The following is a 25,869-nucleotide window of genomic DNA, read 5'->3' on the forward strand; positions in this document are numbered from 1 at the left end:
AAAGAGAATGGAACCACCGACATTGCAAAATGTCACACTGTATAATAAGCAGCATAACTAATGTTTCAGCGATAACTATAAAAAAGTAGAATTTCATTTTTACGAATAATCACAGCTGAATTTATCTTTCATGACTACAGATAGAAACTGAATAAGTAATGACTCAAGATAGCCCCCAAATGACACCAAATATCCACAAAAAAAAGACGCTAAAAAAAGTGGTATTATGGACAGTAATCGCACTATTGACACCAATTGTCACAATCTCTGGCATATTGGCTTATGGTGTTAAACTTGATCTCAGTTCACATCGCACCGAAATTAATCAATGGTTAACTAAAACCCTTGATCGTAAAACAGATATAAAAGGCAACATGGCAGTCACCCTGTCATTTAGCCCTGAAATAGAATTAAGTGATGTTACTATCGCTAATCTAAAATCAATACCATGGCAGCCAATGTTAAAATCTGGCTACATTGCCGCCAAGATTTCTGTATTACCGTTATTACAACATACGCTGAAGATTGACTATCTTAGCCTTAACGATATCTCATTAAACTTACTACGAGATCAACAAGGTAAGGAAAATTGGGTATTCAATCAACTATCAACATCATCAAAACCCGCTGCAACCACAACATCTTCAGCATTTAAATTAGTGTTAAGTAATAATATTAACGCTAATAAAATTCGAGTGAATTATGAAGATCAAACCAAAGGTGCCTATTACAGCGGCTACCTTGATCACTTAGCTCTAACAAAACCTGATAAATGGTTATTAGTGGCTAAAGGTAACGCTATGGGCAGTGAATATAATCTTTCATTGACGGGCGATTTACAAAAACTGATTAATAATCAACATGGCCAATTATTTGCAAAAGGTAACTTTGCGGGTGCCGAATTAGATGTTGATGCTAACATTACACCGTTTAGTAGCAGTGATAACTCTACGGCTAATATCAGTTTACATTGGAACAATACCAATCAAATTGCCAACCTGTTAGATCTTGATTTACAGCATGTTGCACCACTCTCACTGACAACAGAGCTCACCGCATCAAATAAAGGTTTTGCATTTAATGATATTCAAGTGCGTAGCCCTATTACCTCAGCTAATGGTCATATTAATGTTCGTTTTGCCCAGAATGCTCAACAGTTAAATATTATTGACGGCAAGTTAGATATTCCCGTTATTGATCTGCGTCCGTGGTTACAACCGCAACCACGAATGAGGCGCACGACAATGTATGTCGCCACACCGCCACAATCTCCACTACAAAAAGCATTGAATCAATGGTTAGTAAAAACCCGCACTCACTTTGGCTTAACCATTGGTACCATTAAAGGCTTAGGTACGCCCGTGAATTCGATTTCACTTAAGATTGAGGGTAAAAACGGTAAATTATCAGCACCAATGGCCGCCAATATTGCTAATGTTCCATTCACGGGTAATGCTCGTATTAATGCAACACAATCAACATCAAAAGTTGACGTTACCTTAGGGGCAAAAGATTCATCATTAGGTGAAATGGCTGGCTGGATTTCAGGTATACCTAATGCTACGGGTCATCTTAAAAGTGCTCAACTACAGCTAACAACAAAAGGCACCAAATTACAGCAATGGTTAGATAATAGTCAGCTTGGACTTACTATTAATCATGCTAATGTCAATTGGGGCGCTAAAGCTTCATTTGCAATAGATACCGCTACACTGCATTCAGGAATGGAACAACCGTTCAGCTCAAATGTTAGCGGTAAGATCATGAATATCCCGGTTAAGATTGCAGCCAAAGCAGGCACATTAGCTGATATTATTAATCATCGTGATTGGACACCATCACTGCACTTTTCCAGCCCAGTTTTAGATGTAAAGGCACAAGGAAAGTTAGTTAATACTCACTGGCAACAAGGTAGTTGGTTTGATGTTAGTGTTCACAGTAATGATGCTGGAAAGCTGAGTCCATGGCTTGGTACTCGTGCTGCAATACACGGTAAAATTAATTTCAAAGGAAAACTCACCAATAACGGAGAATGGCTTGATCTTAATATTCCTGATGTCACGCTACTGAACAGTCAGGGGAAAGTAGATTTACAATGGCGAACACTGCACGATCAGCCATTTTTAAAATTAAATAGCCAATTCAATACCCTTGATTTTACTCAATTAAGCCAATTTATTAATAAAACCCGCTTACCTAAAGTAGAACAAACTGTACCGACCCAAGGCGTTAACCTTGATGTGCCTATTCTAAGCAATAAAATTGTCATTGCTGATGCCGATGTCAATTTACATGTTAATAAGATGCTATGGGCACAACAGCAAGTTGATGATATGGCATTTAAGGGCCAAATTCAGGATGGTAAACTCAGTACATCACCGTTTAGTGCGACTTATGCGGGCAGCGTTTATCGTGGCGATATCGCGTTTGATATTAATAATCAAACCATTAATTCACAATTACACTTAGCGGTAAATAAACCTGACATTGGTCGTATTTTACATCAATTTAATATCATTAATCATTTCGATATGAGCTTAGACAGTGCCAAACTAGCGGTATCGTTATCAGGAAAAACACTATTAGAATTAATGGAACAAGCAAAAATTGATGCTCAGCTTAATGGCGGTCAATTAAAACTTGCTGATAATTACACAGGTAAAGCCTTTAATATTACTCTAAATCAAGGGCATTTCATTACCGGCCCCAATACTGCAACCCACCTCACCCTTGATGGACGAGCGGCAAATAAACCCGTTGCCATTAACCTTGATTCAGTCTCATTACAACAGGCAAATGATGGTCGTAAATCGATTCCAGTCAAACTGAAAGCGAGTGTCGGTGACATCAAATTTAATGCTCAATCACACGTTGTGTTACCGATTGACCCTAAAAAATTGAATATCACTTTTGAAGCCAGTACACCAAACTTAAACCATTTTGATAACTTTACAGGGATCAAGTTACCGCCTTATGGTCCAGTTAACGTTGCAGCATCATTATCAATGGACAATATTGGCTATCATCTACGTGACATGCTCATCAAGGTTGGTAGCAGTACGCTTAAAGGCTATGGTGACTTTTTACCGCCGATTAAAGGTGATGGTCGCAATCGCCCTAACGTAAAACTGGTCTTAAATGCTCCTTTTATTCAGATCAACGACTTTAAGCTGAAAAATTGGCAAGCATGGTTACCCGCAAACCAAAAGTCGCATAAGGTTATTGTCTCCAAAAATCAGCCAGTGAACGTTATCAGTCCGCAAGGATTAAATTTATTCAATGCTAATTTTAAACTTAACGTCGGTAATGTCCGTTCAGGCAAAGATTGGCTAGGCGCAGGTAAATTAGATTGGACGTTACATAATGGTTTATTAACGCTAAAACCTTTACATGTTCAATTACCCGGTGGTGATATTAATATCAACGGCTCGGTTGCCGCTAAAGGGGATAAATTCGCCATTAAACTGAATGGGTTGGTAAAGAATTTTGACTACGGTATTATCGCTCGTCGTATCGACCCTAAAACGGATATGCATGGCAAAATCAGTGCCAAATTCGATCTTAATAGTCTTGCGAATACACCAGAAAGCTTAATGAATAATGCCAATGGCTTTATTGGGTTTGCAGCCTGGCCTAAAGCTTACCAAGCTAACGTAATTGATCTATGGGCAGTAAGTTTAGCCGATGCGGTATTACCGACATTTACCACCAAAGATAACTCGGTACTCAACTGTGTTGCTGGCGGATTTAATGTTCATAATGGCAATATAAAACAACGTGATTTATTACTCGATACCTCACGTATTCAGGTGCATGGCGCATTTGATGCCAGTTATAAGAAACGTGACTTTAACTTGTATCTATCGCCACGATCTAAAAGAGCACAAATATTTAGCCTACAAACGCCCGTTGAAGTTCACGGTACTTTTGAGAAATTTAATCTTGAAATACCATTATCTGCCATTTTTGCAACATCAGTGCGGTTTACGACAAGCCCAATAATAGCACCACTCCAATGGTTATTTGAGAAACCAATCGCGGCCAATGGTAGCGCGGAATGTCAACGAATTTGGCAAGCACAATAAATTGTTAGCCTAAAAAAATGCTCAATACTTAACATTAAAAGATGGACTTATAATCCATCTTTTTTTTATTTTGTTGTTTTAAAATAAAGAACCTGTGTACTGACTATGATGTAATAAAGACATCAACTTCATCTGTCATAGAATAATCATCTTCTACGAGGTTATTATGAATTCAAAACTCGATAATGTACTGCTCAATATAGCCCTAAATCTCAGTGCTAACCTCGCTAGTGATCAGCATTATCAGCATCTTATTGATGGTATCGATCAAGTTTTTCCTTGTGATGCAAGTGCCTTATTTATATTGGATAAAGAAGGTCTATTAACACCGGTTGCGGTTAAAGGTCTATCTCCTGCCGTATTAGGTCGACGTTTTTATCCTCAAGCTCACCCACGCTTAGAAGCCATAATGGCAAGTAAACAACCAGTCCGTTTTGATGCCGATAGCCCTTTGCCCGATCCCTTTGATGGAATTTTACTTAACGAGCAACAAACCATTGATATTCATGATTGCTTAGGCTGTAGCCTCTATGTAGAAGGACAATTAGTTGGCGTACTTACGTTAGATTCGTTAACTGTTGGCGCATTTGATGAAATTGAAACTGTTGCCATTGAAACATTTGCCGCTTTAGCCGCAGCAACGTTACGCAATATTGCCCAATTTAATGCACTTAAAGATCAAAATAAAAAACAAAAATCACTAACAGATACGTTGATCCAACAAGCGCGCTCACAACAAGGGGAAATGGTGGGAATAAGTGCCGTCATGCAACGGTTACGGACCAATATTGCCACTGTTGCAAAATCAGACTATGCGGTACTGATCAGTGGTGAAACAGGCACAGGCAAAGAGCTGGTCGCTCACGAGATCCATGCCCAATCAACACGTGCAGATACGCCAATGATTTATATTAACTGTGCCGCTCTACCGGAAGGATTAGCGGAAAGTGAGTTATTTGGTCATGTAAAAGGGGCATTTACAGGTGCGAATAGTCATCGAGCAGGTAAATTTGAATTAGCTGACGGCGGGACCTTATTTTTAGATGAAATTGGCGAGTTACCTTTAATATTACAAGCGAAATTATTACGGGTGATCCAACAAGGTGAACTTCAACGTGTCGGCAGTGATCAACATTTACATGTCAATGTTCGTATTATCGCAGCAACAAATCGTCAATTAGAAACCGAAGTCGAACTCGGTCATTTTCGTGCAGATTTGTACCATCGCTTAAATGTATTCCCTATTTTTGTGCCATCACTGCGTGAACGTCATGATGATATTCCCGTTCTTGCTGGATACTTACTTGAAAAAGTGCGTCACCAATTTAATATTCCTAATCTTCACCTTCACCCTAAAGTATTAAATATGCTTGAGGCGAAACCGTGGCCAGGCAATATTCGTGAATTAGAACACACACTTACACGAGCTGCATTACGAGCAATACAAGACGAACAGAATACGATCACCAGTCAATATTTTGATCTTGCGCCCACAGGCGATGTCAAAAACACATCGTCATTTTTCCCCGAACAATCACAACCGATGCGTCAATTGGTTGAACACTACCAAAAGCAGCTAATTGAGCACACGCTTGAAAAAACACATAAAAATTGGGCGAAATCAGCTGATTTTTTACAAATGGATCGAGGAAATCTTTACCGTATGGGAAAAAAGCTGGGGATCAAATAAGACTACCATAAAAACAGTGATGTCATATATACAACACTGATGATGTCTTTATAACATCATTAGTGTATAAGATAATAAATAAACACATTAAAAACAACAACATAAAAACTGGCACAGTTAATGCTAAGTAGCCGTTAGATCATATTTATAATTAGATAATCAAACGCTGGAGCTTTTTCATGTTTTGTATTCAATGTGAACAGACAATAGAAACACCCATTAAAAAAGGCTGTTCTTACGCCGCAGGTATGTGCGGTAAAACTGCTGAAATTTCAGATCTACAAGATGTGTTAGTTTATACCTTACAAGGGGTATCATACTGGGCAGATCTTGCACAAAAGTTTGATATTGTTGATGACGAAATTAACCATTGGGCACCACGTGCATTCTTCTCAACGCTAACCAATGTTAACTTTGATCGCGATCGCATTCTAGCGCTAACCAATCTTGCTGCAAGTTATAAAGCACGCTTAACACAAGCCGTCACAGCAGCAATGACTCTAGCACAACAGCCATTACCGACCCTACCCGCTGTGGCTGAATTTGAATTACCCGATAATATTGATGCTATCTTAGCGTTAGCACCACAAGTAGCGGTTAACCGCGGTTATGAAACCATCAATGAAGATGTCATTGGTTTACGCTTATTGTGCCTATATGGTCTAAAAGGCGCGGCGGCTTACATGGAGCATGCGCGTGTATTAGAGCAAACAGACAATGCTATTTACGCACAATACCATCACATCATGGGCTGGTTAGGCACAGATCCTACTGATCTAAATGCATTACTTGAGTGTTCAATGGAAATTGGTCTAATGAACTACAAAGTAATGGAGATGCTTGATTTAGGCGAAACCAATACTTTTGGTCACCCAGTACCAAGCCAAGTTAACGTTAAGCCAATTCAAGGTAAATGTATTTTAGTTTCAGGTCATGACTTGCACGATCTTGAAAAGATCCTGCAACAAACTGAAGGTAAAAATATTAACGTTTACACCAATGGTGAAATGTTACCTGCTCACAGCTACCCTGAACTGAAGAAATACCCTCACTTAGTGGGTAACTACGGTAGTGCTTGGCAGAACCAACAGATTGAATTTGCCAATTTCCCTGGCGCAATCGTAATGACATCAAACTGCCTAATTAACCCTAATGTAGGTCAATATGCAGATCGTATCTTTACACGTAGCATCGTGGCATGGCCTGGTGTGGCGCATATTGACGGTGATGATTTTACTCAAGTTATTGATTGTGCATTAGCATTAGACGGCTTTAAGCACACTGAAATCGAACATATGATCACTATCGGTTTTGGTCGCAATGCACTAATGGCAGCAGCGCCTGCTGTTATTGATCAAGTGAAACAAGGCAATATCAGTCACTTCTTCCTTGTTGGTGGTTGTGACGGTGAGAAAGCAGAACGCAGTTACTTCACTGATTTTGCTGCACAAGTTCCTCAAGATTCCGTTATCTTAACGTTAGCTTGTGGTAAATATCGCTTTAATAAAAATAACTTTGGCGACATTAATGGTATTCCTCGTTTACTCGATGTGGGCCAATGTAATGATGCTTATTCAGCAATTCAATTGGCACTCGCATTAGCGAAAGAGTTTGATTGTGGTATTAACGAATTACCGCTGACTCTAGTGTTATCTTGGTTTGAGCAAAAAGCGATTGTGATCCTACTGACCTTATTTGCATTAGGTGTTAAAGGTATTTATACCGGTCCAACAGCACCTGCATTTTTAACCGATAACTTATTGGCTATTATTGCTGAAAAATTCGACATGCGTTCGATCTCAACCCCTGAGGCAGATCTTAAAACTATCTTAGGCGCGTAATCTTACACGTATAGTATTGACGTATAACATTATTGCCCCTGTTGTTTATATAAATAAGAGGGGCTTTATTTATTCATTCATTTCGATTTTTATAGGCATGATAATGTTAGAGAAATGGCAAAATCACCAACCAGAAACATTTGTTTGTATCAATAAGTGGCAACAAACACCAGATACTGTAACCATCGAATTACAGCCACAGGTTGGTGCCGAATCCATTGATTTCAAACCGGGACAATTTGTAAGTCTAGGCATTCGTATTGATGGAGAATTACTTTTTCGTGCCTATTCCATCAGCTCAATACCGCAACAATCGACCTTACAGCTCACCATTAAACGAGTGGATGGCGGCAGAGTTTCAACTTACCTTGTAAACACATTAACCATTGGTGATAACGTACAATTATTACAGCCAGCCGGGGAATTTAACTGTATTGATCACCCGCCTGAAAACCAACGTGTCTTATTGATCAGTGCTGGATGTGGCATTACACCAGTCTATTCAATGGCTAAATATTGGCTTGAGCATAATGCGAATATTGATATTTGCTTTATTCATGTCGCAAAAAGCCCGTCACAGACACTCTTTTTTGAACAGCTTAATCAATTAGATCGTGATAATAGTAACTTTAATTTACAGCTATTATTAAAAGATAAAGCGAATACAGAATTCCACCAAGGACGTTTAAATCAACAGTGGCTTGAGCAATTAACACCCAATCTACATCAACGAACTGTCTATTTATGTGGCCCTGAAGGGTTTATGGAAGATGTGAGTCAATATTTACAGCAACTTGATTTTAATATGTCGCAATTTTTTCAAGAAAGCTTTACACCAACAATAACCCAGTCAATAGCAGATAAAGTCAGTACAACACTGACGCTGAATGTTCCAGCTTTTAATCAAACATTAACGGTTAATCATGGGGATAATTTGGCAACAACACTTGAAAATGCTAGCTTGCCGATTCTCGTTGCTTGTCGTAGTGGTGTTTGTGGTTCATGTCGCTGTAAAGTCACACCTAATAGTGTTAACTCAACCAGTGCTATGACTCTTACAACTGAGGATATTGAACAAGGTTATGTCCTTGCCTGCTCATCAACGATCATTGACAATACTGAAGTAAGCTTTTAATAAAACGTGTTCAATAGTAAATAAAACCCGCATCTAAACATTCTATTTATTAACCAATCTAGCCGTTAATAATGATAGAACATAAATGCAGGTTTTTTATCATCTCTAATATAATATTATTAGATTTCTTTCATCGCTGAGACTACAGACGGATCATTAATTAAATTAAATAATAAGCTCTTAGCGGCGGTTCTCTGTGCATCAGACAACACTTTTTTAGGGTTTTCTCGTGATTGAATCAGAATATTCGTGATAAATTTACTGTTTGTACCCGACAATTCATAAACAAACCGAAGTGTATCTAGTAATTCATTCTGCGGTAAGCTGTACACTGCCATTTCACAACTAAGACCATCCATCGCAAGAAAATTATTCACGACCGCTTTACGTTCAGCCTTAAATATTTCTTTTGCTTTAAAAGCATCTATTAGCGCCTGCACTCTTTCTGCGATAGCAATAGGTACTTCCATTGTTTTAGTTTCGTGAGTCATTATTGCTTCCCCTGTTCTCGTTCATTTCTAGTATCAATATACTATTTGTATACCCCATAAGCACGAACGATTATAAATACTCTAAGTAATAGTGTCATATTTAAGCATCGTTCTAAATAAAAAACAAAAATCACTCAATAAATCAAAAAGATATTCATTATTTTCAATTTAAACAGAAAATTTTTTCAAAAAAACACAAAAATAAGTGTACATCAGCAGCACACCTGCTATTATCCGTCTCGCTCTGTTGTTTAAGAGTTATTAAATGCAACACCAAGTAACAGTTAAACTAAAGATTACAGTGACGTTTTCGTTTTGTATCTGTGTTTCCCTTGTATTGGCAGTATCATTAATAATTTAACCACGTAGCACATCGCATTTTAGCGGTTAATTAATCTCAACTAATAAGGGACATCACATGTCTAATCAAACAACTGGTCTAGTAAAATGGTTTAACGAAGAGAAAGGTTTTGGTTTCATTACTCAAGACAACGGCGGCGCTGACGTATTCGTTCACTTCCGTGCTATCGCTTCTGAAGGTTTCAAAACTCTTGCTGAAGGCCAAAAAGTGTCTTTTGAAGTAGAGCAAGGCCAAAAAGGTCTTCAAGCTGCAAACGTTGTAGCTCTATAATTTATCTTTATTGATAAATGAAAAAAATGCTGGCTAAGGCCGGCATTTTTTATATCTGTAATTTAGAGAAAATAAAAGTAAAAAAAAAGCCAACTACTTACTAGTCGGCTTAGAAATACATTATCTACAGAGCATCACGCTCATCTTCATCTGTCACATCAATCACTACCGACGTAGTGCATTCAGTTTACTCTGCACTAAACCAAATACCGTATTTGATGGATAGAAACCTTGCTCCGCTTCCACACCTACAGCATTACCCGTAAATATTTCAATCGCTTGTGAAACGTGGCTTATTGCCCAAATGGTAAACTCGCCTTTTTCAACCGCTTCGACAATATCTTTACGTAACATTAAATTATGCACATTAGATTCAGGAATAATCACCCCTTGTCCTGCTGTTCTCCCCTTGATGCCACACACATCAAAGAAACCTTCAATTTTCTGATTCACACCACCAATCGGCTGTGCTTCACCAAATTGATTCATTGAACCAGTGATCGCAATATCTTGCCGTAATGGTAATCCTGAAAAAGCAGAGACAATCGCACACACTTCCGCCATTGAGGCACTATCACCATCGACGCCACCATAGGATTGCTCAAAGGTTAAATGAGTCGTTAACGGGATCTTAGCGGTTTTACCAAACACTGATGCTAAATACGCCGATAGAATCATTACCCCTTTTGAGTGGATATTACCGCCTAATTCAGCACTCCGCTCAATATCAAACACTTCACCATTACCATAAGCGGTTGTCGCAGTAATACGGCTCGGTGCGCCAAACTGATAGTCAGACGTTGCAATCACCGATAATGCATTCACTTGCCCAACAGCATGCGAATGAACATCTAACAATGTCGTTCCTGTTACAAAGCTTTGCATCACATGATCTTTTAAACGACTGACCCGCAATTCTTGATTGAGCATCGCCTGTTCAACATGACTACAGCGAATCATAGTGGCATTCGATGCACGTGCAACATAGTTAGTTTCACGCAATAAATTCGCAATATCCGCAGAGTGGAGTGATAGCTTATTTTGGTCATCTGCTTGGCGCGAACTGTATTCAATAATGCGTGCAATAGCTTTACGATCACAATGAAGCATGTCGTTATCATGCACAATACTGGCAATGAAACGGGCATATTGCTCTTCTGAGGTATCATTTCGTGGCATATCATCTTCAAAGTCAGCGGTAACTCGGAATAATTCTTTAAACTCCGGATCATAGTGCTGCAATAACTGATAAGTCTGATAATCACCAAATAAAATAATTTTTACATTCAGCGGAATCGCTTCTGGTTCTAATGAAATGGTTCCAGACAGCGTGACTTCTCGCTCAAGTGAGCTTAAATTCAGCTTCTGCGCACGTAAAGCACGTTTAAGTCCATCCCATACATACGGACGCTCTAGCACTTTTACTGCATCCATCATCAATACGCCACCATTGGCACGATGAATGCTACCAGCACGAATTAAAGAAAAGTCAGTAAACACGGTTCCTTTATAAGTCGCATTTTCAACATAACCAAAAATGGAATGATAACTCGGGCTCTCTTCAACTTCGACAGGAAATTTACGGGTATCAGATTGATGTACCAAGACATTAACTTGATAACGACGCGGCATTTTTTTATCTAACGAAGCATAAGCCAATGCGACTTGTTCTTCATTTTCTTCTAAGAAAACATCAATATTATCTAAGATATCCGCATACATATCAGCCAAATATGCTTTTACATCAGCAATTTTTTTATATTTAAGTTGGAGTTCTTTAATACAATGACCCACAACTTCTTTGGCTATATTTTCATCAAGCTTTTGCTGCTTATCTGAATATTGTTCTTCCCATTCAGTCAGTTTTCGCACGATACCACGTAGCTCAACTTCCAGCGCAGTAATGGTATTCTCAAAGACCTGTTGATCATCAGCTGACAATGCAGCGAAACTGTCCTCACTGTGTGGCTCTTTACCATTCATGGCAACTAACTGATAATCACCTTGGGTTGTGATTGATACACTAATACCACGCTCTTCAGCGCTTTTTGTGAGCGACTTTAAGGTCGATTCTTGTTTCGTTGTTAATTCTGATTTTAATTTTTCTGCACGTGAATAATAAAGTTCATTATCAAATGCTAATGGAAACGCTTTTACTAATCGCTTCATTAGATTTTCAATGTCTTTTTTAAAGCTACACCCTTCCCCAGCGGGTAGTTTTAATACTTTCGGGCAGCGTGTATCATCAAAATTAGACACATAGCACCAATCATACAATGTATGACTATTACCGTTGGGTTCATGACGATTTAAATAACGCATCACCATGGTCCGTTTACCTAAGCCATTACGTCCAATGGCATAAATATTATAGCCTTTTTCTTTTATCGACATCGCAAACTCAACCGCATGTTGAGCCCGTTCTTGTCCTACTATTTCATCTAATGGTGTAAGGTGTTTAGTTGACTTACACGCATCACTCAATCCATTTAAGGCTGCAATATGATACAGCTTGTCACTGGTTAGAGGCGCTAAAGGCATAATCGATCCCTCTCATTTATGACACTTACTGTTAAGTTTACGCACAAATAACGAACGATTAAGTGATAGAAGGTAGATTTAGTGCCAAGGCTCTCACTATTAACGCTTTTTTGATGAAATTTTAACCATAAAAAAAGCCCAACCTGATATTTTTATAACAACAAATATCATATTGAGCTTATTTTTCATCGCCTTATTAATTAATAAGCGAAGTGTTTACTGTTAATCTAACGTTACCATCGCACCTTTACCAACACCTTCGTAAGCGAATACATCCAGACGCTCAGTGGCTGCTAATTGTGGTTTTATTTGCTCGGCAATATAGCTCGCCAATAATTCAACCGTGGTGTCCGTTGCTAAAATTTCAGTCGCCGATTTAGCAATCGCTAATTCAAATTCCCCTTGCGGTGCGGTATAACGAAAACCGTAATGGGTTTCGTCATTAATATTAGCCGCTGCTGAACTTAAATTTAACTCACTAACACTAATAACATCTTCTTGTGAGCCTAAATAAATATCATGCCAGCGTTGTGCCCATTGCTGCTCTAAATCAGCATTGCGTTGACCATTAACCACTAACTCTACTGGTGAACGGTGGCCGTGAGCAATACGTTGACAGTTACCATCATGTTTTTTCAAACCGTGGCTGTAATGGTAAAACGCACCGTCTATCTTTTCATGGCGTAAGGTAATTTCTAACCCTTGTACATTACTGGGTAAATGCCCCAACAACAGTTGTTGTACATATTGAGTCACACTCTCAACAGTGATCGCATCAGTATCAATAAAGCAAAAAGCTTGCTCAGGGCTGTGCAGATGAATCGCATGCTCATTACTGATTAAATCAACTGTCATATAATCAGTTTTAGTTATTGTCGTATGAATAGCAGTAGATGTTGCAGGGATCAGTAATCGATGATCAACATATTGATCAACGAGTTGTTTAATTTGTTTTTTTACGCGGCTGAAATCAAGCACCATGCTCATTTCATTCAACTCACCCGACATCACCACATCAAGAATCCAACTCTCACCCACCATTCCCCGTTGCGGGCACAAGTAAGATGCGTCAATTACAGTGAGGTCTCTAACGAATAGCTTCAAGGTGAAGTCCTTTATTGATAATGGTTGTCGTTTACTAGGGAAATGCATTATACGCGGCTAAACTGATGAGTAAACCTTCAGTTTTCTTGCCGTTTAAGAAAATGATGTAGTGCGGCTATCACTCCAATAAATTATTGCAATCGCCACACTAATACATAATTGAAAGATAACCTTAGAAGCGGTAATTCACTGAGGCATACCCTGTTGATACACTTTTTATTTGTGAAGCAACTTTATTCGATGACCATGGCTTAATATCTTCACCTTGTGTCGCTGTATGGCGCAGACCCATTTCAGCAGAAATATGATCTGAAATACGCCAAGCAACACCAAGTTGAATACCCAGTACTTGTCCTGATTGGCTATGTGAACCATAACCCTGACCTTTAATATCAGCAGTCATATAGCCTAAGTGTGCGCCAATAAAGGGATTAATTGTTTTATCTGCACGGAAAATATAATCTGCATTTAATAGATGTAACGTCACATCAGTTTCAATCGCTTTGACACCATCAAAATCAGATTGAGTACTCATTTTTTGCCAGCTGTAATAAATACGGCCAGATCCACCAGCAGTATAAAATCCCAGATCTGCACCAACAAAACCCGCAACATCGGGTGATGAAAACTGATTGATCAGTGTTGTGTTATTACCATTAACAGTGCCCGCAGTCATACTAATATCACTGCTTCCCCCCGTTAAACCAACAAAATAATGAGTGCTATCATCAAATTTAACTAACGGTGTCGCTGTATTATTATCACTAACAGGTTGTAATACAAAAGGTTCCGCAGCTTGCGCTGTGGTTGATAATAATAGCGAAGTGAACGCACTAATTATAAGTGTTTTCTTGATCATGGCTTAACCTTGTCCTCTTATTGTTATAGTCGTGGCATTATATCAATGATATTTAATATAAATTTCATTTTTTATAATACCTGAATAATTGACCAATCCCGAGTAATAACATCACAACTTACAACCACAAACACTCTGCATTTACATTGCTAATATTAAGCGTCGCTTTATAACAAGAAGATCACTCAATGGTCTTCTTGTTTTTTTATCTCGATTCTGATTCATTGGTTAATATTCGTTTCATACCGTAATAAATAGCAATCGTTGGCAATAATAAAATAATAACCGCTATTCCATAACTGATGCCAGCAGGCACACCCGCTCCCCACGCTAATGTAAATGCTATTCCACCGATAACATCCTTTATTGCATTAATAAATGAGTATTGACTAATAAGTAACGGTAGCCATGGTAAAATCAAGATGCCAACTCCGATACTCACTATTTGTATTTTAATACTTCGTTTTAACATATAAACCCCGTATTTGAACGCTGTTTTATTGTTGGTTAAAATACGCCATTAAGCAAACAAATTCTTCGTTACATTAAAATACGGAAACAATTAACTTAATAACGGCTTTATTATTACAATTTGGTAAAAGTCATTTAAGTATTCGCCCGATTATCATTTCTTCAATATTGATTATAATTTGTGCCACATAACAGCAATACCTTTGCTGTTATCAACCCCCATTTTCCTGTGTATTCCTAACTACTCAACCGCAAATAATTTCCTATTGGAGGGCACAATGAATCAACAACGCGCAGAGAACCTCTATTACTACCTTAGAGAGCAAAACACATCACAAAAAGAAATGAATGTGGTAATCAAACAACTTATCGATAGTTATAATATTAATTTATACCCACTCGATCGTCGTTACCGCGCACGTATCGGTTATTCCCCTAACCGCTATGACATTAATAGTTATGGTACTGCGGGATCACGAACAATGAATCAAACCCGTGGCATACAAAAAACACATTAATTAACAATAAATACGTAATAAAAAACCCTAATACTTCATCACAGCTATTAGGGTTATGGCTTAAAAAGTCAGTTTTATGCTACATCAACCTTTAAGGCGATCAACAATCAGCGGTACTAACGACGTATAAGCATACCAAGCGACCGCAACAATGATCACTGTCCACACAATGCGAGATACCCATTGAGTTCGTTGCATATGGCGTGACGGATCTGGCTCTCCACAATGAGGACAAAAATGAGCACGACGAGACACCGTACCATCACAAGCAGGGCAATCTGTTAAACGTTTAGAACGTGGCTTTGTCATAGTTTCAGTCACTACCCTATCATTAACAATATCAGAACGAGATGCTGGTTGACTAAAATCAGGGGTATTCGCCGGCGGCGCATTATGCCCAGAACGTTTTTCCGCATGTAATGAGAACGACATTTCAGGTTTATCATTATCGTTATCAAGAGCAGAAAATTCAGTTGTTTTCACGATTTCTCACCATTTGATTAATTTTCGCACATATAATACGCAATATTAAAATAATAATCTTCATTTAAGCCTTCAGTAATAATACATTAATACTAGACTATTAGAATGTAGTAACGGCACATCATGAGCAAAGGATAGCCATTATGTTAAAAGTATTGATCACTTTATTTGCGATAATCGGCCTCGTTATTCCAACAGTAGTAACCGCAAAAAACATCGAAATCACTCAACCATGGTCAAAAGCAGTGCCACCAACCTCAAATGTCGCGGCGGCCTTTTTGTCCATTATCAATCATGGCAATATTGACGATACCCTTATTGCGGTACATTCGCCTATTGCACAAGTAGCTGAATTACATACTTTAAATAATAACAATGGACTAATGCAAATGCGGCAGGTAAAAGCGATTAATATTACCGCTAACCAGCAACAACAATTAGCCCCTGGTGGATTCCATGTGATGTTAGTTAATCTCACTGAAGTACCAACGCTTAATTCCCATTTTCCGCTAACATTAACCTTTAAACATGCTGGTGACATAACCGTAAGTGTTGCAGTTAAACCCGCGACATACACAAGTAATGGTCACAATGAACAGCAGAATGTTCTTCATCATTAACGGGCATCAATATTTATATTCATAACAGCGTACATCATTCTCTATGCACTGTTATTTAACTTATTACGGCTATTTAGCCTATTAATAGTGCGTATTAATTAACACCCATTAAGGTTTTATATTTCATAATAGCTTGCTGACAAAAATCACGCTCATCATCATCTTCAATATTATTAGTTAACATCGCAAAAGCCTCATAACCTACTTTGCTGTTTTTCACTTTCCAAACGGTATAAGAAGCTTGCTTATCTAATTCGATACGCATTCTTTCAGTATCTGATAACTGGGTTAAATTATACATATTATTCTCAAACTGCCTTTTTTGTTAATTCTACCCAAGATCATGATCAACAAGAACCTCTTTCAGCATTGATTATTTAATTGACCTTTTTCGTACTAAAAATGCCATCTATTAGCAGATTTTTCATGCAATCCATTACATTTTCAGGTTTGGTAACTTTTTAATGGCCGAAATAAAAAACACACCCATAAAAATAAATTGATTATTTATCATAAAGTTAAGCATTGATATAATTCAAAATAACTTAATTCCGCATTTAATCGCCCATAAAAAAGAAAACGATACCCTTCACGTTTTCAACAGATTTGGTAATCAATATCGAAAATCTAACAAAATAGCCTTATTTTTGTGATCTAGATCTCAAGATTTGAATATTTTATTCCATAAACTACTAACATAAATTGAAGCACAACCTTTGCTTCTGAATAACTCATAAACCTAGGAGCTCTTCATGGCTACTCCACATATCAATGCTGAAGTTGGCGATTTTGCAGAAACAATTTTAATGCCGGGTGATCCACTTCGTGCACAGTTTATTGCAGATACTTACCTAGAAAATGTAAAACGTGTATGTGATGTTCGCGGCATGTACGGTTTCACTGGTACTTACAAGGGTAAACCTGTATCAGTAATGGGTCATGGCATGGGTATTCCATCATGCTCAATTTACGTTCACGAACTAATCAAAGATTTCGGTGTTAAAAACATCATTCGTATTGGTAGCTGTGGCGCAGTTCATGATGACGTTAAGTTAATGGACGTTATTATTGCAATGGGTGCTTCAACTGACTCTAAAGTTAACCGCATCCGTTTTGCTGACCACGATTTCGCTGCTATTGCTGACTACCACTTATTGGAAACAGCAGTAAACCAAGCGCGTGCACAAAATGTTGCCGTTCGTGTCGGTAATGTATTCTCTGCTGATTTATTCTACAGCCCAGAAGTTGGTTTGTTCGATAAAATGGAAAAACTAGGTATCCTAGGTGTAGACATGGAAGCGGCTGGCATCTACGGTGTTGCGGCAGAACTTGGTGCTAAAGCACTGACAATTCTTACTGTTTCTGATCACATTAAACGTGGTGAGAAATTAAGTGCAGAAGCACGTCAACATTCATTCAACGAAATGATGAACGTAGCGCTAGAAACTGCAATCAATCTATAGTCTCTTTCGACAGTAATATACCGTCGGTAATAATGAGCCTATAACGAACAGACTATAGAAAGTGAATAATGTGCCTTTTGGGTACATTGTTCACTTTTTTTATGCCTGCGAGTATTTACAGTAATCAACAGCATGATAACTGTTAAGAATATCTCTATATCATTATTTCACTTAGGTATAATCACGCTTTCTTAAACTGCAATTAGGCAATGCTCTATGACTTCATCTTCATTACCCACAACTCTAGATCAATTGCCGCCAGCTTGTGATGATATTCAGTTCAATTATTGTAAAACAGTTGCTTGTGCTAATTTTAGCCGTACCGAACCACAGTTATACGTACTACAAAATAGTAATTTACAACGTCCCGTTCTTATTTGTCGTGAATGTGGTGCGTTTCCGCCAGTACTCAGTAATCATGATGTTGTTGCAGAAAAACAGCGCTTAAAACTAGAACAATATAGTGGTTTAGCGGCCTGTTCAAATAATGACTGCCCGCATAATGGATTACCCGTTCTCACTTACCGTCAGTATTATCATGCTTTTGGTTTCAGCGGCGAACGTCAACGGTATCGTTGCAAGGCCTGTCATCATACTTTTGTTGATCCGTGGTCGAGCAGTAATAATAAACACCAATTACAACAAAAATTATTAGCGTATTTATTTACAGGTTATACGGTAAGAGAAATTTGCCGACGCCTAACAATGAACCCTAAAACTTTTTATGATCAACTGAACAAGATTGCTGCACGTTGTCGCCGCCAACTAACGATTTTTGATGCCCGTTTAAGTAAACAATCACTAGCACGTCAACTGGCAACCGACCTTACACCATTGCAGCCACAGAGTAATAATGGCGTATTATGGATAGCAACTGCCGAGGTCAATTCAGGTTATGTGATGAGCCAGCACGTCAATTATCAAACGCAACCTGTAACCACATCAGTCACTCATCACGACGCATATCAACTTGGCACCCGTTTTATCACGCCTCATAACAATCAGACATCAAACTACACTCCGATATTATCGCAAGGGTTACTCGCCCATATTGATACCACTTATCGACAAATTTTAGCCCGTAAAAATATGGAAAATCCGCTTAGCGGTAACGTTACGATTAATTATCCAACCAAAGGGTGTCTTATTCGGCCTCAATACACGGTATATAGCCATTTTCTATATTTACGTGAATTGCTCAATCCAAACATTCCTACTTTAACGGTGTTTATGCCCCAAGAAACCTTATTACGTTCTGCTTGTTTATCTGTTTTTATTGATCGTATTAATAACCATACTATTGACCCACTTTATGTGGTTGAAGATCAGCAATGGCAACACGGACAACACGCTGAAAAAATTGATATCGTATTAATGGGATGGTGGCGAGATCGGTGGGCATTTAGTCGCAATAACAGCGGCAGTAAAGGTATCTGTCATCTTGGTGGCAATAAAAAAGATCAACAGCATTGGTTAACGATTGCCAGCCATCGTGCAGCAACAACTTATCAACAGCGTTTTTATGATCAGTTTAACCATATGGTTAATGAGCCGCGTCGTAAACTGCGCCCTGCTAGCTTATTACCATTATTGGATATTTATCGTGCTTGGCATAACCTTTGCCATCAAAATAAAGCCGGAATAACCCCCGCGCAGACGCTGGGCTTAATGTCCTCACCGATGACGCTAGAACAGTTATTGCAATAACGAATTTCATTGATAAAAAAACCGCTACAGCAAGCGGTTTTCATTAATTTATTTATAAACTAGACAATAATCTATAAGTCTTTTTTGCATATCTTGCTTATCACTAAGCAATAGCATTGCATACACAATACAATTAACGTCATCGTAACGATAAATGATTTTAAGCCCGTCAGACTTGAATACGCGATATTCGACGACCCCAAAAAATTCTCTTATATCCTGACATATTGGATACATCATAGGATTATCAAGTACACTTGATTCAAACTTATGAATCAGCTTTTCAATGCGTTCAATAACCTTCTTTTCGTCATTCCACTGTGAAAAGTAGTCAACAAGATCAAACGTTGTGTTTTCAAATGTATCTAAAGAAATAATCTTTTTTGTTTTCATAAAACACTCAGTTATTTTTTACGGGCTGCTAACCTTTCCTTTAGTGATTCCATTGACGAAATACGACCTTGTTTGATATCAGATTCAGCAAAGCTGATCATTTTCATCATCGCTATCGCTTGCTCACGGCGTTCGTGTTCTTCATAAGAAGTCACAACGTAAGCAGGTTTGCCATTTTGTGTGATCGTAAGTGGCTCACTAAGAGGAAGATCAGCGGCATTCTTTTTTAAAAAACTTACAGTCTCAATCATTAATATTTACCTTTGCTATCATCTTAATTTCACACCCTTGATCACTCAAATTTCGCAGAGTAATCACACCTTAAAAAATTATCGGCAACTCTAACAGCCACTCGATATAGCTATTATAGCTCACCCATTTATAATGAGTCTATATTTAGCCCAAATAAAGACCACCACTAAAGTTAAGCCTATCGAAAACCATTTCTTGAGTAAATTTTCATTATTTAGTCTCACAAATCTAATCTGCGATAACAACCATATAGAGTCATATAATGACCTTCCGTATTCAGAAAGTATAAATATAAAAGATTTATCTAGCGGTCATGGTGAAGTTCGTGATAGTGCAGGACGTAAGAGATTAACAGCATCAACACAAATTCGTATTGATGCTGATTTAGCTAAGTCGTTTAAAACGTTTTCTGATTTTTATCGTTGTCAATCTGATATTAATAAAACCGACTTACTTTTTAGACTAAGCAATTTTTGTAGCGAACTAAATACTATAGACCAACAGCAAGCATAACTTATAATACTCACACTCACTATCTGGAATAATAATAATGATACGCACAAAACAACTAGAACAATTTAAGCTATTACTCGCTGATAAACGATCAGAAGAAGCTATTACTTTTGTAATGCAGTTTAATAATCGTGATCTAACAGCTCTTAGCTCCCAAGAAGCAATTGAACAGAGTAATATTGATATTGCTTTAAAACTACTTAGCTCAATTCCTTATGGTGATGATTTATCTGGTATATATAACAAAATGTATGTTACGACGAAAGACTATGAAAAAGCATTCAGTTATGGGTTTAAATATCTAGATTTTCATGATAAAAAAATTATTGCTAGTGAACTTTTAACTGAATATCGCCCAATTAACAAAAAGGGTAAAAAAATAATTTCATATTCATTATTTGGGAATAATCCAAAATATATCGAAACTGCAATTCTGAATTTGATTCAAAATAAGATCGTTCTACCTGATTGGAAATCAAGATTTTATATTTCAACCGATGTTCCATGCGATTTTATAGCCAGAGCTAAAGCGTTGGGTTCGGAAATTTTAGTGGTCAACGACCCCGATTTTACGTTAAATGGTACATTTTGGCGTTTCTTTGTTGCTGATGATCCTACAGTTCAACATTATATTGTTCGTGATGCTGATAGCATCATTTCACAAGAAGAGGCCAGTTTAGTTAATGAGTGGGTAGCAAGCGGTAAGCCATTTCATATAATTCGTGACTTTCCTACACATATGGGGCTGATTATGGGGGGTATGTGGGGGGGGATTAGCGGCTACTTACCCAACGTACAAAATCTTGCATATAAATACATTAATCATATTAAACTTCAAGACCGTAATCGATATGATGATCAATCATTCTTAGCAAAAGAGTTATGGAAATATATTCGTAATTTTCATTGTTCGCATGATAAAGCTTTTGGTTTTCTTTCTGATAAAAATATGACATTAACTAAGCGAACATTTGATGATAAGCAGCATATAGGCATGTGTTCCGCTGTAAATAAAATATCGTTCGGAATTAATAGTATTAATAGTATTACTTTTAATAATAATGGATCATTTGATTTTTATATTTTAAATGGTATTAATATTGTTTCTCATTATGTTTTAACATTAGAAAGTGGAACTTTAACAATTATATTACCAAATGAATATATTGAGAAATTACAAAGTGGCTTATATCAAACTAATAATAACTATCGAGAGAAATATAATGTTTCATTAAGTATTACGTATATTATTCTAGATTAAAACAGGTATTCACAAATCGTGCATAGGCATTAGTTAATCTAATGCCTTTTTGTTATGTAGCTTCTTTTTATGAAATCATTCTAAAAACGACTGTATTTAACAGTATGCATCTATCACGTACTTCGCGTGTAGCCCCCAAGGTAAAGTGTCTCTTTTCTGCAAAGCTAAAATGTCCTGTTTTTCTATAGTGATCAGTATCTGCTGATCAATTTGAGTTAAACAAAATATGTTGGTTACCATGAATGACAAAGAGATATTTCGCTTAGGTACAATTCGTGATGTTTGTGAAAAACGAATCAAACGTAAAGATGCTGCACAGCTTCTTAATGTCAGCGTTCGTCAGGTTCAACGATTAATAACACGCTATCGAGATCTCGGTGCTGTTAGTTTGGTTCATCAACGTCGCGGACAATCACCAGGCAATAAAATTAAGACTGATATACGACATCAATGTTTAAATCTCATCCACGAATATTACTCAGACTTCGGACCCACGTTAGCGCGTGAAAAACTGATTGAACGCCACGGCCTTAAAATTGGGTTAGAAACCTTACGTCAATGGATGATCGCTGATGGCCTTTGGGTTCCACATTTCAAACGTAAGCCTTGCGTCTATCAACCTCGTTATCGGCGCGATTGTTATGGCGAGTTAATTCAAATAGATGGTTCACATCATGATTGGTTTGAAGGTCGCAGTGACAAATGTTGTTTGTTGGTTTTCATTGATGATGCCACCGGCAAACTGATGAACTTGCGGTTTAGCGAAACAGAATCTGCGTTTGATTACATGGTCACAACGCGTGAATATGTTGAGCAACATGGCAAGCCCACTGCTTTTTACAGCGATCGACATGCGGTGTTTCATGTCAATAAACGGGATGCAAAAACAAACCGCATCACTCAGTTTGGTCGTGTATTGCATGACTTAAACATTGAATTGATTTGCGCAAATAGCTCTCAAGCCAAAGGCCGTGTTGAACGTGCCAACAAAACATTACAAGATCGCTTAGTCAAAGAAATGCGATTGCAACACATTGATAATATTGAACAAGCTAATGTATGGCTCCCCGACTTTATTGCTGATTTTAACCACCGTTTTGCTAAAGCTGCTCAATATCCTAAAGACATGCATCGACCATTACGAGAATCGGCAGATGAATTACATGATATTTTTGCATGGCAAGAGCCAAGAAAAGTATCAAAGTCACTGACATTTCAATACGACAAAGTTATCTATTTAATTGATCCAACCGAAGAAAATCAACGGCTTGTGCATCAAGTCGTTAAGGTTCTTGATCGCCCAGATGGCACCATCGCGATCCAATATGGTCACCGGAAATTGGGTTTTAAAGTATTTGATAAACTCGAAGACGTTGACCAAGGTCAGATAGTTGAGAACAAACGTTTGGGTGCAGTATTAAAATTTACTCAGGCAAAACAACAACAATATGACCAACAACAAAAGCGTAGTCGCAGTAAGAGCGCCCCTAAACGTACTGCCCAACAACGGGCAATCCGTCAACTTGAAGAAATAAATCCAGTGTTAGTTCACCCAGAACAATTTAGACCGAGCACCAGAAAAAAGCCCTGACATCCCTACTCTATAACCCATTTTTACTACAATGAACTACCTTAAAAGGAGACATTTTAAACGGGGAATAATGAGGACATTTTAAACTGGGAAAGACATCGCGATCAGCGTTCGTGATAATTCCCCTTTAAACAACTCATTTTATCTAAGAAAGTCACCTTAAATAAGCCTCAATATGACGTTGTTATTTTGTTAATGCTGTTACCCGATCCTAAATTCTCACTTTGGGTGCTTTTCGCAAGCTAATCACAAAAAAACAGAGTTACTCATTAGTTTATAAATTTGGTAGTCATTACAGATGTTATGTTAATGGATGGGGAAGTTCGTCGATATGGAATGATATTGGTGAAGTTGGTTGTGACAGAATCGCTTAGTGATCACAACGAGTTAGATAAAGAGCCAACTCGTTATTGAACAAAAACTGCTTAGATTATTTGCTCTGTTTAATGGGAAAGATATTAGAAAAAGTATGGATAGCACCTACATAACACATTGACTACTAAACAATTATACTTAAAATTGACGCGTTAAAATGAGAAACGTCCGACAACCTGAGATGCCGAGTGTAGTAAATTGTATTGATGCATTTGTTACGTATCATTAAATGACTTAGTTAAATTCTCGAACGCTTTCAAACTCAAAATTAATCTTTGAAGCTTGGAAAAGAGAACATAAAATAATATCTGCAGACTCAAGGTCAAATAAAGCTATATTATGGCCTCCGCCTAGAGAACTTCTATAAGCTATACCGTCATACCCTTTTGATTTAATAAATTCTGATATTATTTGTGTTGGGGCATAATCTGATTTCAAATCAGACGTTTTAGTTGGTTTAGAAAACGCGTTATCAATATAAAACCAAACAGATTTTATAATTTCTTCTTCTGATGGTTCAGAGAAATAATAAGAATGATTATGAATACTCTCTTCACTCTCCGTTGCAAAAAGTATAATTCGTAAATCCCTAGTTAATTTAAACGTCCCTACTGACATTACAGAACCAAGCCATGGTCTTATCTCTGACATAGCAGTTTCTTTGTCCGTTGCTACATACAAACACGGGATACCTTTTGAATTAGCTCTACCTTCAGATGCACTATTTTCTAATGGTTTCATTCGCTTAAATGAATAAGGACACTCAAAATCATCAACATGAATTTTCTCTCCAGTATCTGGATCTTCTTGATAATATGGACGAAGGTTATGTCCATTTTGTGCTCTCATCACAAACGAACCTTTTTTCAAAGTTTGAGTTCGTCCCTCACAAGTATCTATGATTGAATTCAAAAAATCCTTAGATTCATCATCTAAGATATAACGTAGCTTAGTATGAACGGAATGGCTGAATTCCCAATAGCTATTCCAAGATTTAAAACTCAAGATTTATCCCTTCTATAAAATTGACACATACGTCTGCAATAAGGTGTGCTCAACTAAACCACAACTATACCAAAACTGCCCAGTGTAACGTAGTATCACCTTGATCGCTTTAGTTTAAGTTATCGATATATAATCACTTAATGACTTAATAGTCATTTCACCGTCATGCCAACCGCTCTCTTTTGCAATGCCTGTAATATCAACAAAATCCTTAGCATTATCAGTACAAATAGTTCCAAAAATGTTTCTGGCTATCGAATATATAATATGGGCCATATGACGTTTTTTTATACCACTTGACCTTAGATCTTTAGACTCAATATGCTTCGACATTCTTATTGTTGCCGCATACCACTCATTATGAGAAGGGTTAACTACATATAGCCCATTTTTTAACTTTCCAAACCTACATGCCATTTCAAAACTGGAGCAATCATGTCGATCAGCAGCAGAAATTGTTTTTCCAAATTCAATTTCAGAGTCACTACTTTTATGTCTGTAGAGCTGAAACTCATATAACGCAGGAGTTGGTACTACAACTTTGTATAGTTGCGTCAATTTGTTTAAATTATTTTTCCAATCACTAGACTTTGCGATATTTATAATTGCATTAATATCCAGCACAACAATATCTTCAACAGATCTATTTTTACTCACAACAACTCCTAAAAACAACAGTATATTAATAAGCATTCTTACTTTACATAGAAGTACCTGATTACCACCGAGACTCAGCCAGAGTTAATAATTTCTCTGGCATCGGTGGTGATTTTGCACCACATTTAATCAGCGTATTGAATATATCTTCAACTCGAAACCGATAATTAAATCTAAAACAGA

At 37.6% G+C, this 25,869-nt stretch carries 23 protein-coding genes and 1 pseudogene; 12 read left to right on the forward strand and 12 right to left on the reverse strand.

The genetic code is table 11. The features are described from left to right. The first annotated feature begins 158 nt into the window (after window positions 1-158). The 4 genes from CIK00_RS10750 (at window position 159) to CIK00_RS10765 (ending at window position 8,751) form a co-directional block, all read left to right on the forward strand. On the forward strand, window positions 159-4,085 hold the full coding sequence (locus tag CIK00_RS10750) for an AsmA family protein (RefSeq protein WP_101768863.1): 3,927 nt from the start codon (window positions 159-161) through the stop codon (window positions 4,083-4,085). Between the two features lie 166 nt (window positions 4,086-4,251). Then, window positions 4,252-5,775 (forward strand): nitric oxide reductase transcriptional regulator NorR, encoded by a 1,524-nt coding sequence (gene norR / locus CIK00_RS10755; RefSeq protein ID WP_101768864.1) that lies wholly within the window; start codon window positions 4,252-4,254, stop codon window positions 5,773-5,775. 179 nt (window positions 5,776-5,954) lie between these two features. After that, window positions 5,955-7,616, forward strand: a complete 1,662-nt coding sequence (hcp, locus tag CIK00_RS10760) for a hydroxylamine reductase (protein ID WP_101768865.1) — start codon at window positions 5,955-5,957, stop codon at window positions 7,614-7,616. A gap of 103 nt (window positions 7,617-7,719) precedes the next feature. Continuing rightward, window positions 7,720-8,751, forward strand: a complete 1,032-nt coding sequence (locus CIK00_RS10765; RefSeq protein ID WP_101768866.1) for a hybrid-cluster NAD(P)-dependent oxidoreductase — start codon at window positions 7,720-7,722, stop codon at window positions 8,749-8,751. Window positions 8,752-8,870: 119 nt separating this feature from the next. Here CIK00_RS10765 and CIK00_RS10770 read toward each other — a convergent pair whose 3' ends face one another. Next, window positions 8,871-9,242, reverse strand: coding sequence for a hypothetical protein (locus tag CIK00_RS10770; RefSeq protein WP_101768867.1), 372 nt, complete (start codon window positions 9,240-9,242; stop codon window positions 8,871-8,873). A gap of 418 nt (window positions 9,243-9,660) precedes the next feature. Here CIK00_RS10770 and cspE point away from each other — a divergent pair, with 418 nt between their 5' ends. Then, window positions 9,661-9,873 carry a transcription antiterminator/RNA stability regulator CspE gene (gene cspE / locus CIK00_RS10775; protein WP_045035441.1) on the forward strand — a complete coding sequence of 71 codons (213 nt, stop codon included), beginning with the start codon at window positions 9,661-9,663 and terminating at the stop codon, window positions 9,871-9,873. Window positions 9,874-10,038: 165 nt separating this feature from the next. Here the strand turns inward: cspE and CIK00_RS10780 are convergent, their stop codons facing one another. The 4 genes from CIK00_RS10780 to CIK00_RS10795 form a co-directional block, all read right to left on the reverse strand. Then, complete coding sequence (locus CIK00_RS10780) at window positions 10,039-12,414, reverse strand: Lon protease family protein (protein ID WP_101768868.1); 2,376 nt, start codon at window positions 12,412-12,414, stop codon at window positions 10,039-10,041. 222 nt (window positions 12,415-12,636) lie between these two features. Continuing rightward, entirely contained in the window at window positions 12,637-13,518 is an 882-nt protein-coding gene (locus CIK00_RS10785; RefSeq protein WP_101768869.1) for a 6-carboxytetrahydropterin synthase, read from the reverse strand. A gap of 172 nt (window positions 13,519-13,690) precedes the next feature. After that, window positions 13,691-14,377 carry an outer membrane beta-barrel protein gene (locus CIK00_RS10790; protein ID WP_101768870.1) on the reverse strand — a complete coding sequence of 229 codons (687 nt, stop codon included), beginning with the start codon at window positions 14,375-14,377 and terminating at the stop codon, window positions 13,691-13,693. A gap of 205 nt (window positions 14,378-14,582) precedes the next feature. Beyond that, on the reverse strand, window positions 14,583-14,849 hold the full coding sequence (locus tag CIK00_RS10795) for a hypothetical protein (protein ID WP_101768871.1): 267 nt from the start codon (window positions 14,847-14,849) through the stop codon (window positions 14,583-14,585). A 277-nt stretch (window positions 14,850-15,126) separates the two neighbouring features. On the opposite strand from CIK00_RS10795, the gene CIK00_RS10800 reads away from it, so the two are divergent. Further along, window positions 15,127-15,366 carry a hypothetical protein gene (locus tag CIK00_RS10800; RefSeq protein ID WP_101768872.1) on the forward strand — a complete coding sequence of 80 codons (240 nt, stop codon included), beginning with the start codon at window positions 15,127-15,129 and terminating at the stop codon, window positions 15,364-15,366. An 84-nt stretch (window positions 15,367-15,450) separates the two neighbouring features. Here the strand turns inward: CIK00_RS10800 and CIK00_RS10805 are convergent, their stop codons facing one another. Further along, window positions 15,451-15,849: a hypothetical protein gene (locus CIK00_RS10805; protein ID WP_227990311.1), complete on the reverse strand. Its 399-nt coding sequence runs from the start codon at window positions 15,847-15,849 to the stop codon at window positions 15,451-15,453. A gap of 143 nt (window positions 15,850-15,992) precedes the next feature. On the opposite strand from CIK00_RS10805, the gene CIK00_RS10810 reads away from it, so the two are divergent. Continuing rightward, a complete protein-coding gene (locus CIK00_RS10810) occupies window positions 15,993-16,469 on the forward strand; it encodes a copper chaperone PCu(A)C (RefSeq protein ID WP_101768874.1) in 477 nt (158 codons plus the stop codon). Between the two features lie 94 nt (window positions 16,470-16,563). On the opposite strand, the gene CIK00_RS10815 is transcribed toward CIK00_RS10810, so the two are convergent. Then, window positions 16,564-16,770, reverse strand: coding sequence for a DUF3283 family protein (locus tag CIK00_RS10815; protein WP_101768875.1), 207 nt, complete (start codon window positions 16,768-16,770; stop codon window positions 16,564-16,566). A gap of 451 nt (window positions 16,771-17,221) precedes the next feature. Here CIK00_RS10815 and deoD point away from each other — a divergent pair, with 451 nt between their 5' ends. Further along, window positions 17,222-17,932, forward strand: a complete 711-nt coding sequence (deoD, locus tag CIK00_RS10820; RefSeq protein ID WP_101768876.1) for a purine-nucleoside phosphorylase — start codon at window positions 17,222-17,224, stop codon at window positions 17,930-17,932. Window positions 17,933-18,148: 216 nt separating this feature from the next. Beyond that, window positions 18,149-19,639 carry a lactate dehydrogenase gene (locus CIK00_RS10825; RefSeq protein ID WP_101768877.1) on the forward strand — a complete coding sequence of 497 codons (1,491 nt, stop codon included), beginning with the start codon at window positions 18,149-18,151 and terminating at the stop codon, window positions 19,637-19,639. A 48-nt stretch (window positions 19,640-19,687) separates the two neighbouring features. On the opposite strand, the gene CIK00_RS10830 is transcribed toward CIK00_RS10825, so the two are convergent. Together CIK00_RS10830 and CIK00_RS10835 are read right to left on the reverse strand one after the other, a co-directional pair. Next, window positions 19,688-20,032 carry a type II toxin-antitoxin system RelE/ParE family toxin gene (locus CIK00_RS10830; protein ID WP_101768878.1) on the reverse strand — a complete coding sequence of 115 codons (345 nt, stop codon included), beginning with the start codon at window positions 20,030-20,032 and terminating at the stop codon, window positions 19,688-19,690. Between the two features lie 11 nt (window positions 20,033-20,043). Next, window positions 20,044-20,283, reverse strand: coding sequence for a type II toxin-antitoxin system prevent-host-death family antitoxin (locus tag CIK00_RS10835; protein ID WP_101768879.1), 240 nt, complete (start codon window positions 20,281-20,283; stop codon window positions 20,044-20,046). Window positions 20,284-20,416: 133 nt separating this feature from the next. Between CIK00_RS10835 and CIK00_RS10840 the strand changes: the two genes are divergently transcribed. From CIK00_RS10840 to CIK00_RS10850, 3 genes are all read left to right on the forward strand, one after another. Further along, complete coding sequence (locus tag CIK00_RS10840) at window positions 20,417-20,797, forward strand: hypothetical protein (protein WP_101768880.1); 381 nt, start codon at window positions 20,417-20,419, stop codon at window positions 20,795-20,797. 37 nt (window positions 20,798-20,834) lie between these two features. Then, window positions 20,835-22,058, forward strand: coding sequence for a hypothetical protein (locus CIK00_RS10845; protein ID WP_101768881.1), 1,224 nt, complete (start codon window positions 20,835-20,837; stop codon window positions 22,056-22,058). Window positions 22,059-22,296: 238 nt separating this feature from the next. After that, a complete protein-coding gene (locus CIK00_RS10850; RefSeq protein ID WP_101768890.1) occupies window positions 22,297-23,649 on the forward strand; it encodes an ISNCY family transposase in 1,353 nt (450 codons plus the stop codon). A 609-nt stretch (window positions 23,650-24,258) separates the two neighbouring features. Here CIK00_RS10850 and CIK00_RS10855 read toward each other — a convergent pair. The 3 genes and pseudogenes from CIK00_RS10855 to CIK00_RS10865 form a co-directional block, all read right to left on the reverse strand. Next, on the reverse strand, window positions 24,259-25,029 hold the full coding sequence (locus CIK00_RS10855) for an RES family NAD+ phosphorylase (protein WP_101768882.1): 771 nt from the start codon (window positions 25,027-25,029) through the stop codon (window positions 24,259-24,261). A gap of 114 nt (window positions 25,030-25,143) precedes the next feature. After that, a complete protein-coding gene (locus CIK00_RS10860) occupies window positions 25,144-25,686 on the reverse strand; it encodes a hypothetical protein (protein ID WP_101768883.1) in 543 nt (180 codons plus the stop codon). 61 nt (window positions 25,687-25,747) lie between these two features. After that, window positions 25,748-25,869: pseudogene (locus CIK00_RS10865) on the reverse strand (IS1595 family transposase); the annotation flags it as partial.

The sequence above is a fragment of the Photobacterium carnosum genome, assembly GCF_002849605.1.
GTDB lineage: Bacteria > Pseudomonadota > Gammaproteobacteria > Enterobacterales > Vibrionaceae > Photobacterium > Photobacterium carnosum.

Bases quoted from the DNA above. Each gene is read 5' to 3' on its own strand.
- hcp (WP_101768865.1), top strand. From the start codon at position 5,955: ATGTTTTGTATTCAATGTGAACAGACAATAGAAACACCCATTAAAAAA.
- CIK00_RS10800 (WP_101768872.1), top strand. From the start codon at position 15,127: ATGAATCAACAACGCGCAGAGAACCTCTATTACTACCTTAGAGAGCAA.
- CIK00_RS10750 (WP_101768863.1), top strand. From the start codon at position 159: ATGACTCAAGATAGCCCCCAAATGACACCAAATATCCACAAAAAAAAG.
- CIK00_RS10770 (WP_101768867.1), bottom strand. From the start codon at position 9,242: ATGACTCACGAAACTAAAACAATGGAAGTACCTATTGCTATCGCAGAA.
- CIK00_RS10830 (WP_101768878.1), bottom strand. From the start codon at position 20,032: ATGAAAACAAAAAAGATTATTTCTTTAGATACATTTGAAAACACAACG.
- CIK00_RS10850 (WP_101768890.1), top strand. From the start codon at position 22,297: ATGAATGACAAAGAGATATTTCGCTTAGGTACAATTCGTGATGTTTGT.
- cspE (WP_045035441.1), top strand. From the start codon at position 9,661: ATGTCTAATCAAACAACTGGTCTAGTAAAATGGTTTAACGAAGAGAAA.
- CIK00_RS10795 (WP_101768871.1), bottom strand. From the start codon at position 14,849: ATGTTAAAACGAAGTATTAAAATACAAATAGTGAGTATCGGAGTTGGC.
- deoD (WP_101768876.1), top strand. From the start codon at position 17,222: ATGGCTACTCCACATATCAATGCTGAAGTTGGCGATTTTGCAGAAACA.
- CIK00_RS10840 (WP_101768880.1), top strand. From the start codon at position 20,417: ATGAGTCTATATTTAGCCCAAATAAAGACCACCACTAAAGTTAAGCCT.
- CIK00_RS10825 (WP_101768877.1), top strand. From the start codon at position 18,149: ATGACTTCATCTTCATTACCCACAACTCTAGATCAATTGCCGCCAGCT.
- norR (WP_101768864.1), top strand. From the start codon at position 4,252: ATGAATTCAAAACTCGATAATGTACTGCTCAATATAGCCCTAAATCTC.
- CIK00_RS10835 (WP_101768879.1), bottom strand. From the start codon at position 20,283: ATGATTGAGACTGTAAGTTTTTTAAAAAAGAATGCCGCTGATCTTCCT.
- CIK00_RS10845 (WP_101768881.1), top strand. From the start codon at position 20,835: ATGATACGCACAAAACAACTAGAACAATTTAAGCTATTACTCGCTGAT.
- CIK00_RS10790 (WP_101768870.1), bottom strand. From the start codon at position 14,377: ATGATCAAGAAAACACTTATAATTAGTGCGTTCACTTCGCTATTATTA.
- CIK00_RS10810 (WP_101768874.1), top strand. From the start codon at position 15,993: ATGTTAAAAGTATTGATCACTTTATTTGCGATAATCGGCCTCGTTATT.
- CIK00_RS10765 (WP_101768866.1), top strand. From the start codon at position 7,720: ATGTTAGAGAAATGGCAAAATCACCAACCAGAAACATTTGTTTGTATC.
- CIK00_RS10780 (WP_101768868.1), bottom strand. From the start codon at position 12,414: ATGCCTTTAGCGCCTCTAACCAGTGACAAGCTGTATCATATTGCAGCC.
- CIK00_RS10815 (WP_101768875.1), bottom strand. From the start codon at position 16,770: ATGTATAATTTAACCCAGTTATCAGATACTGAAAGAATGCGTATCGAA.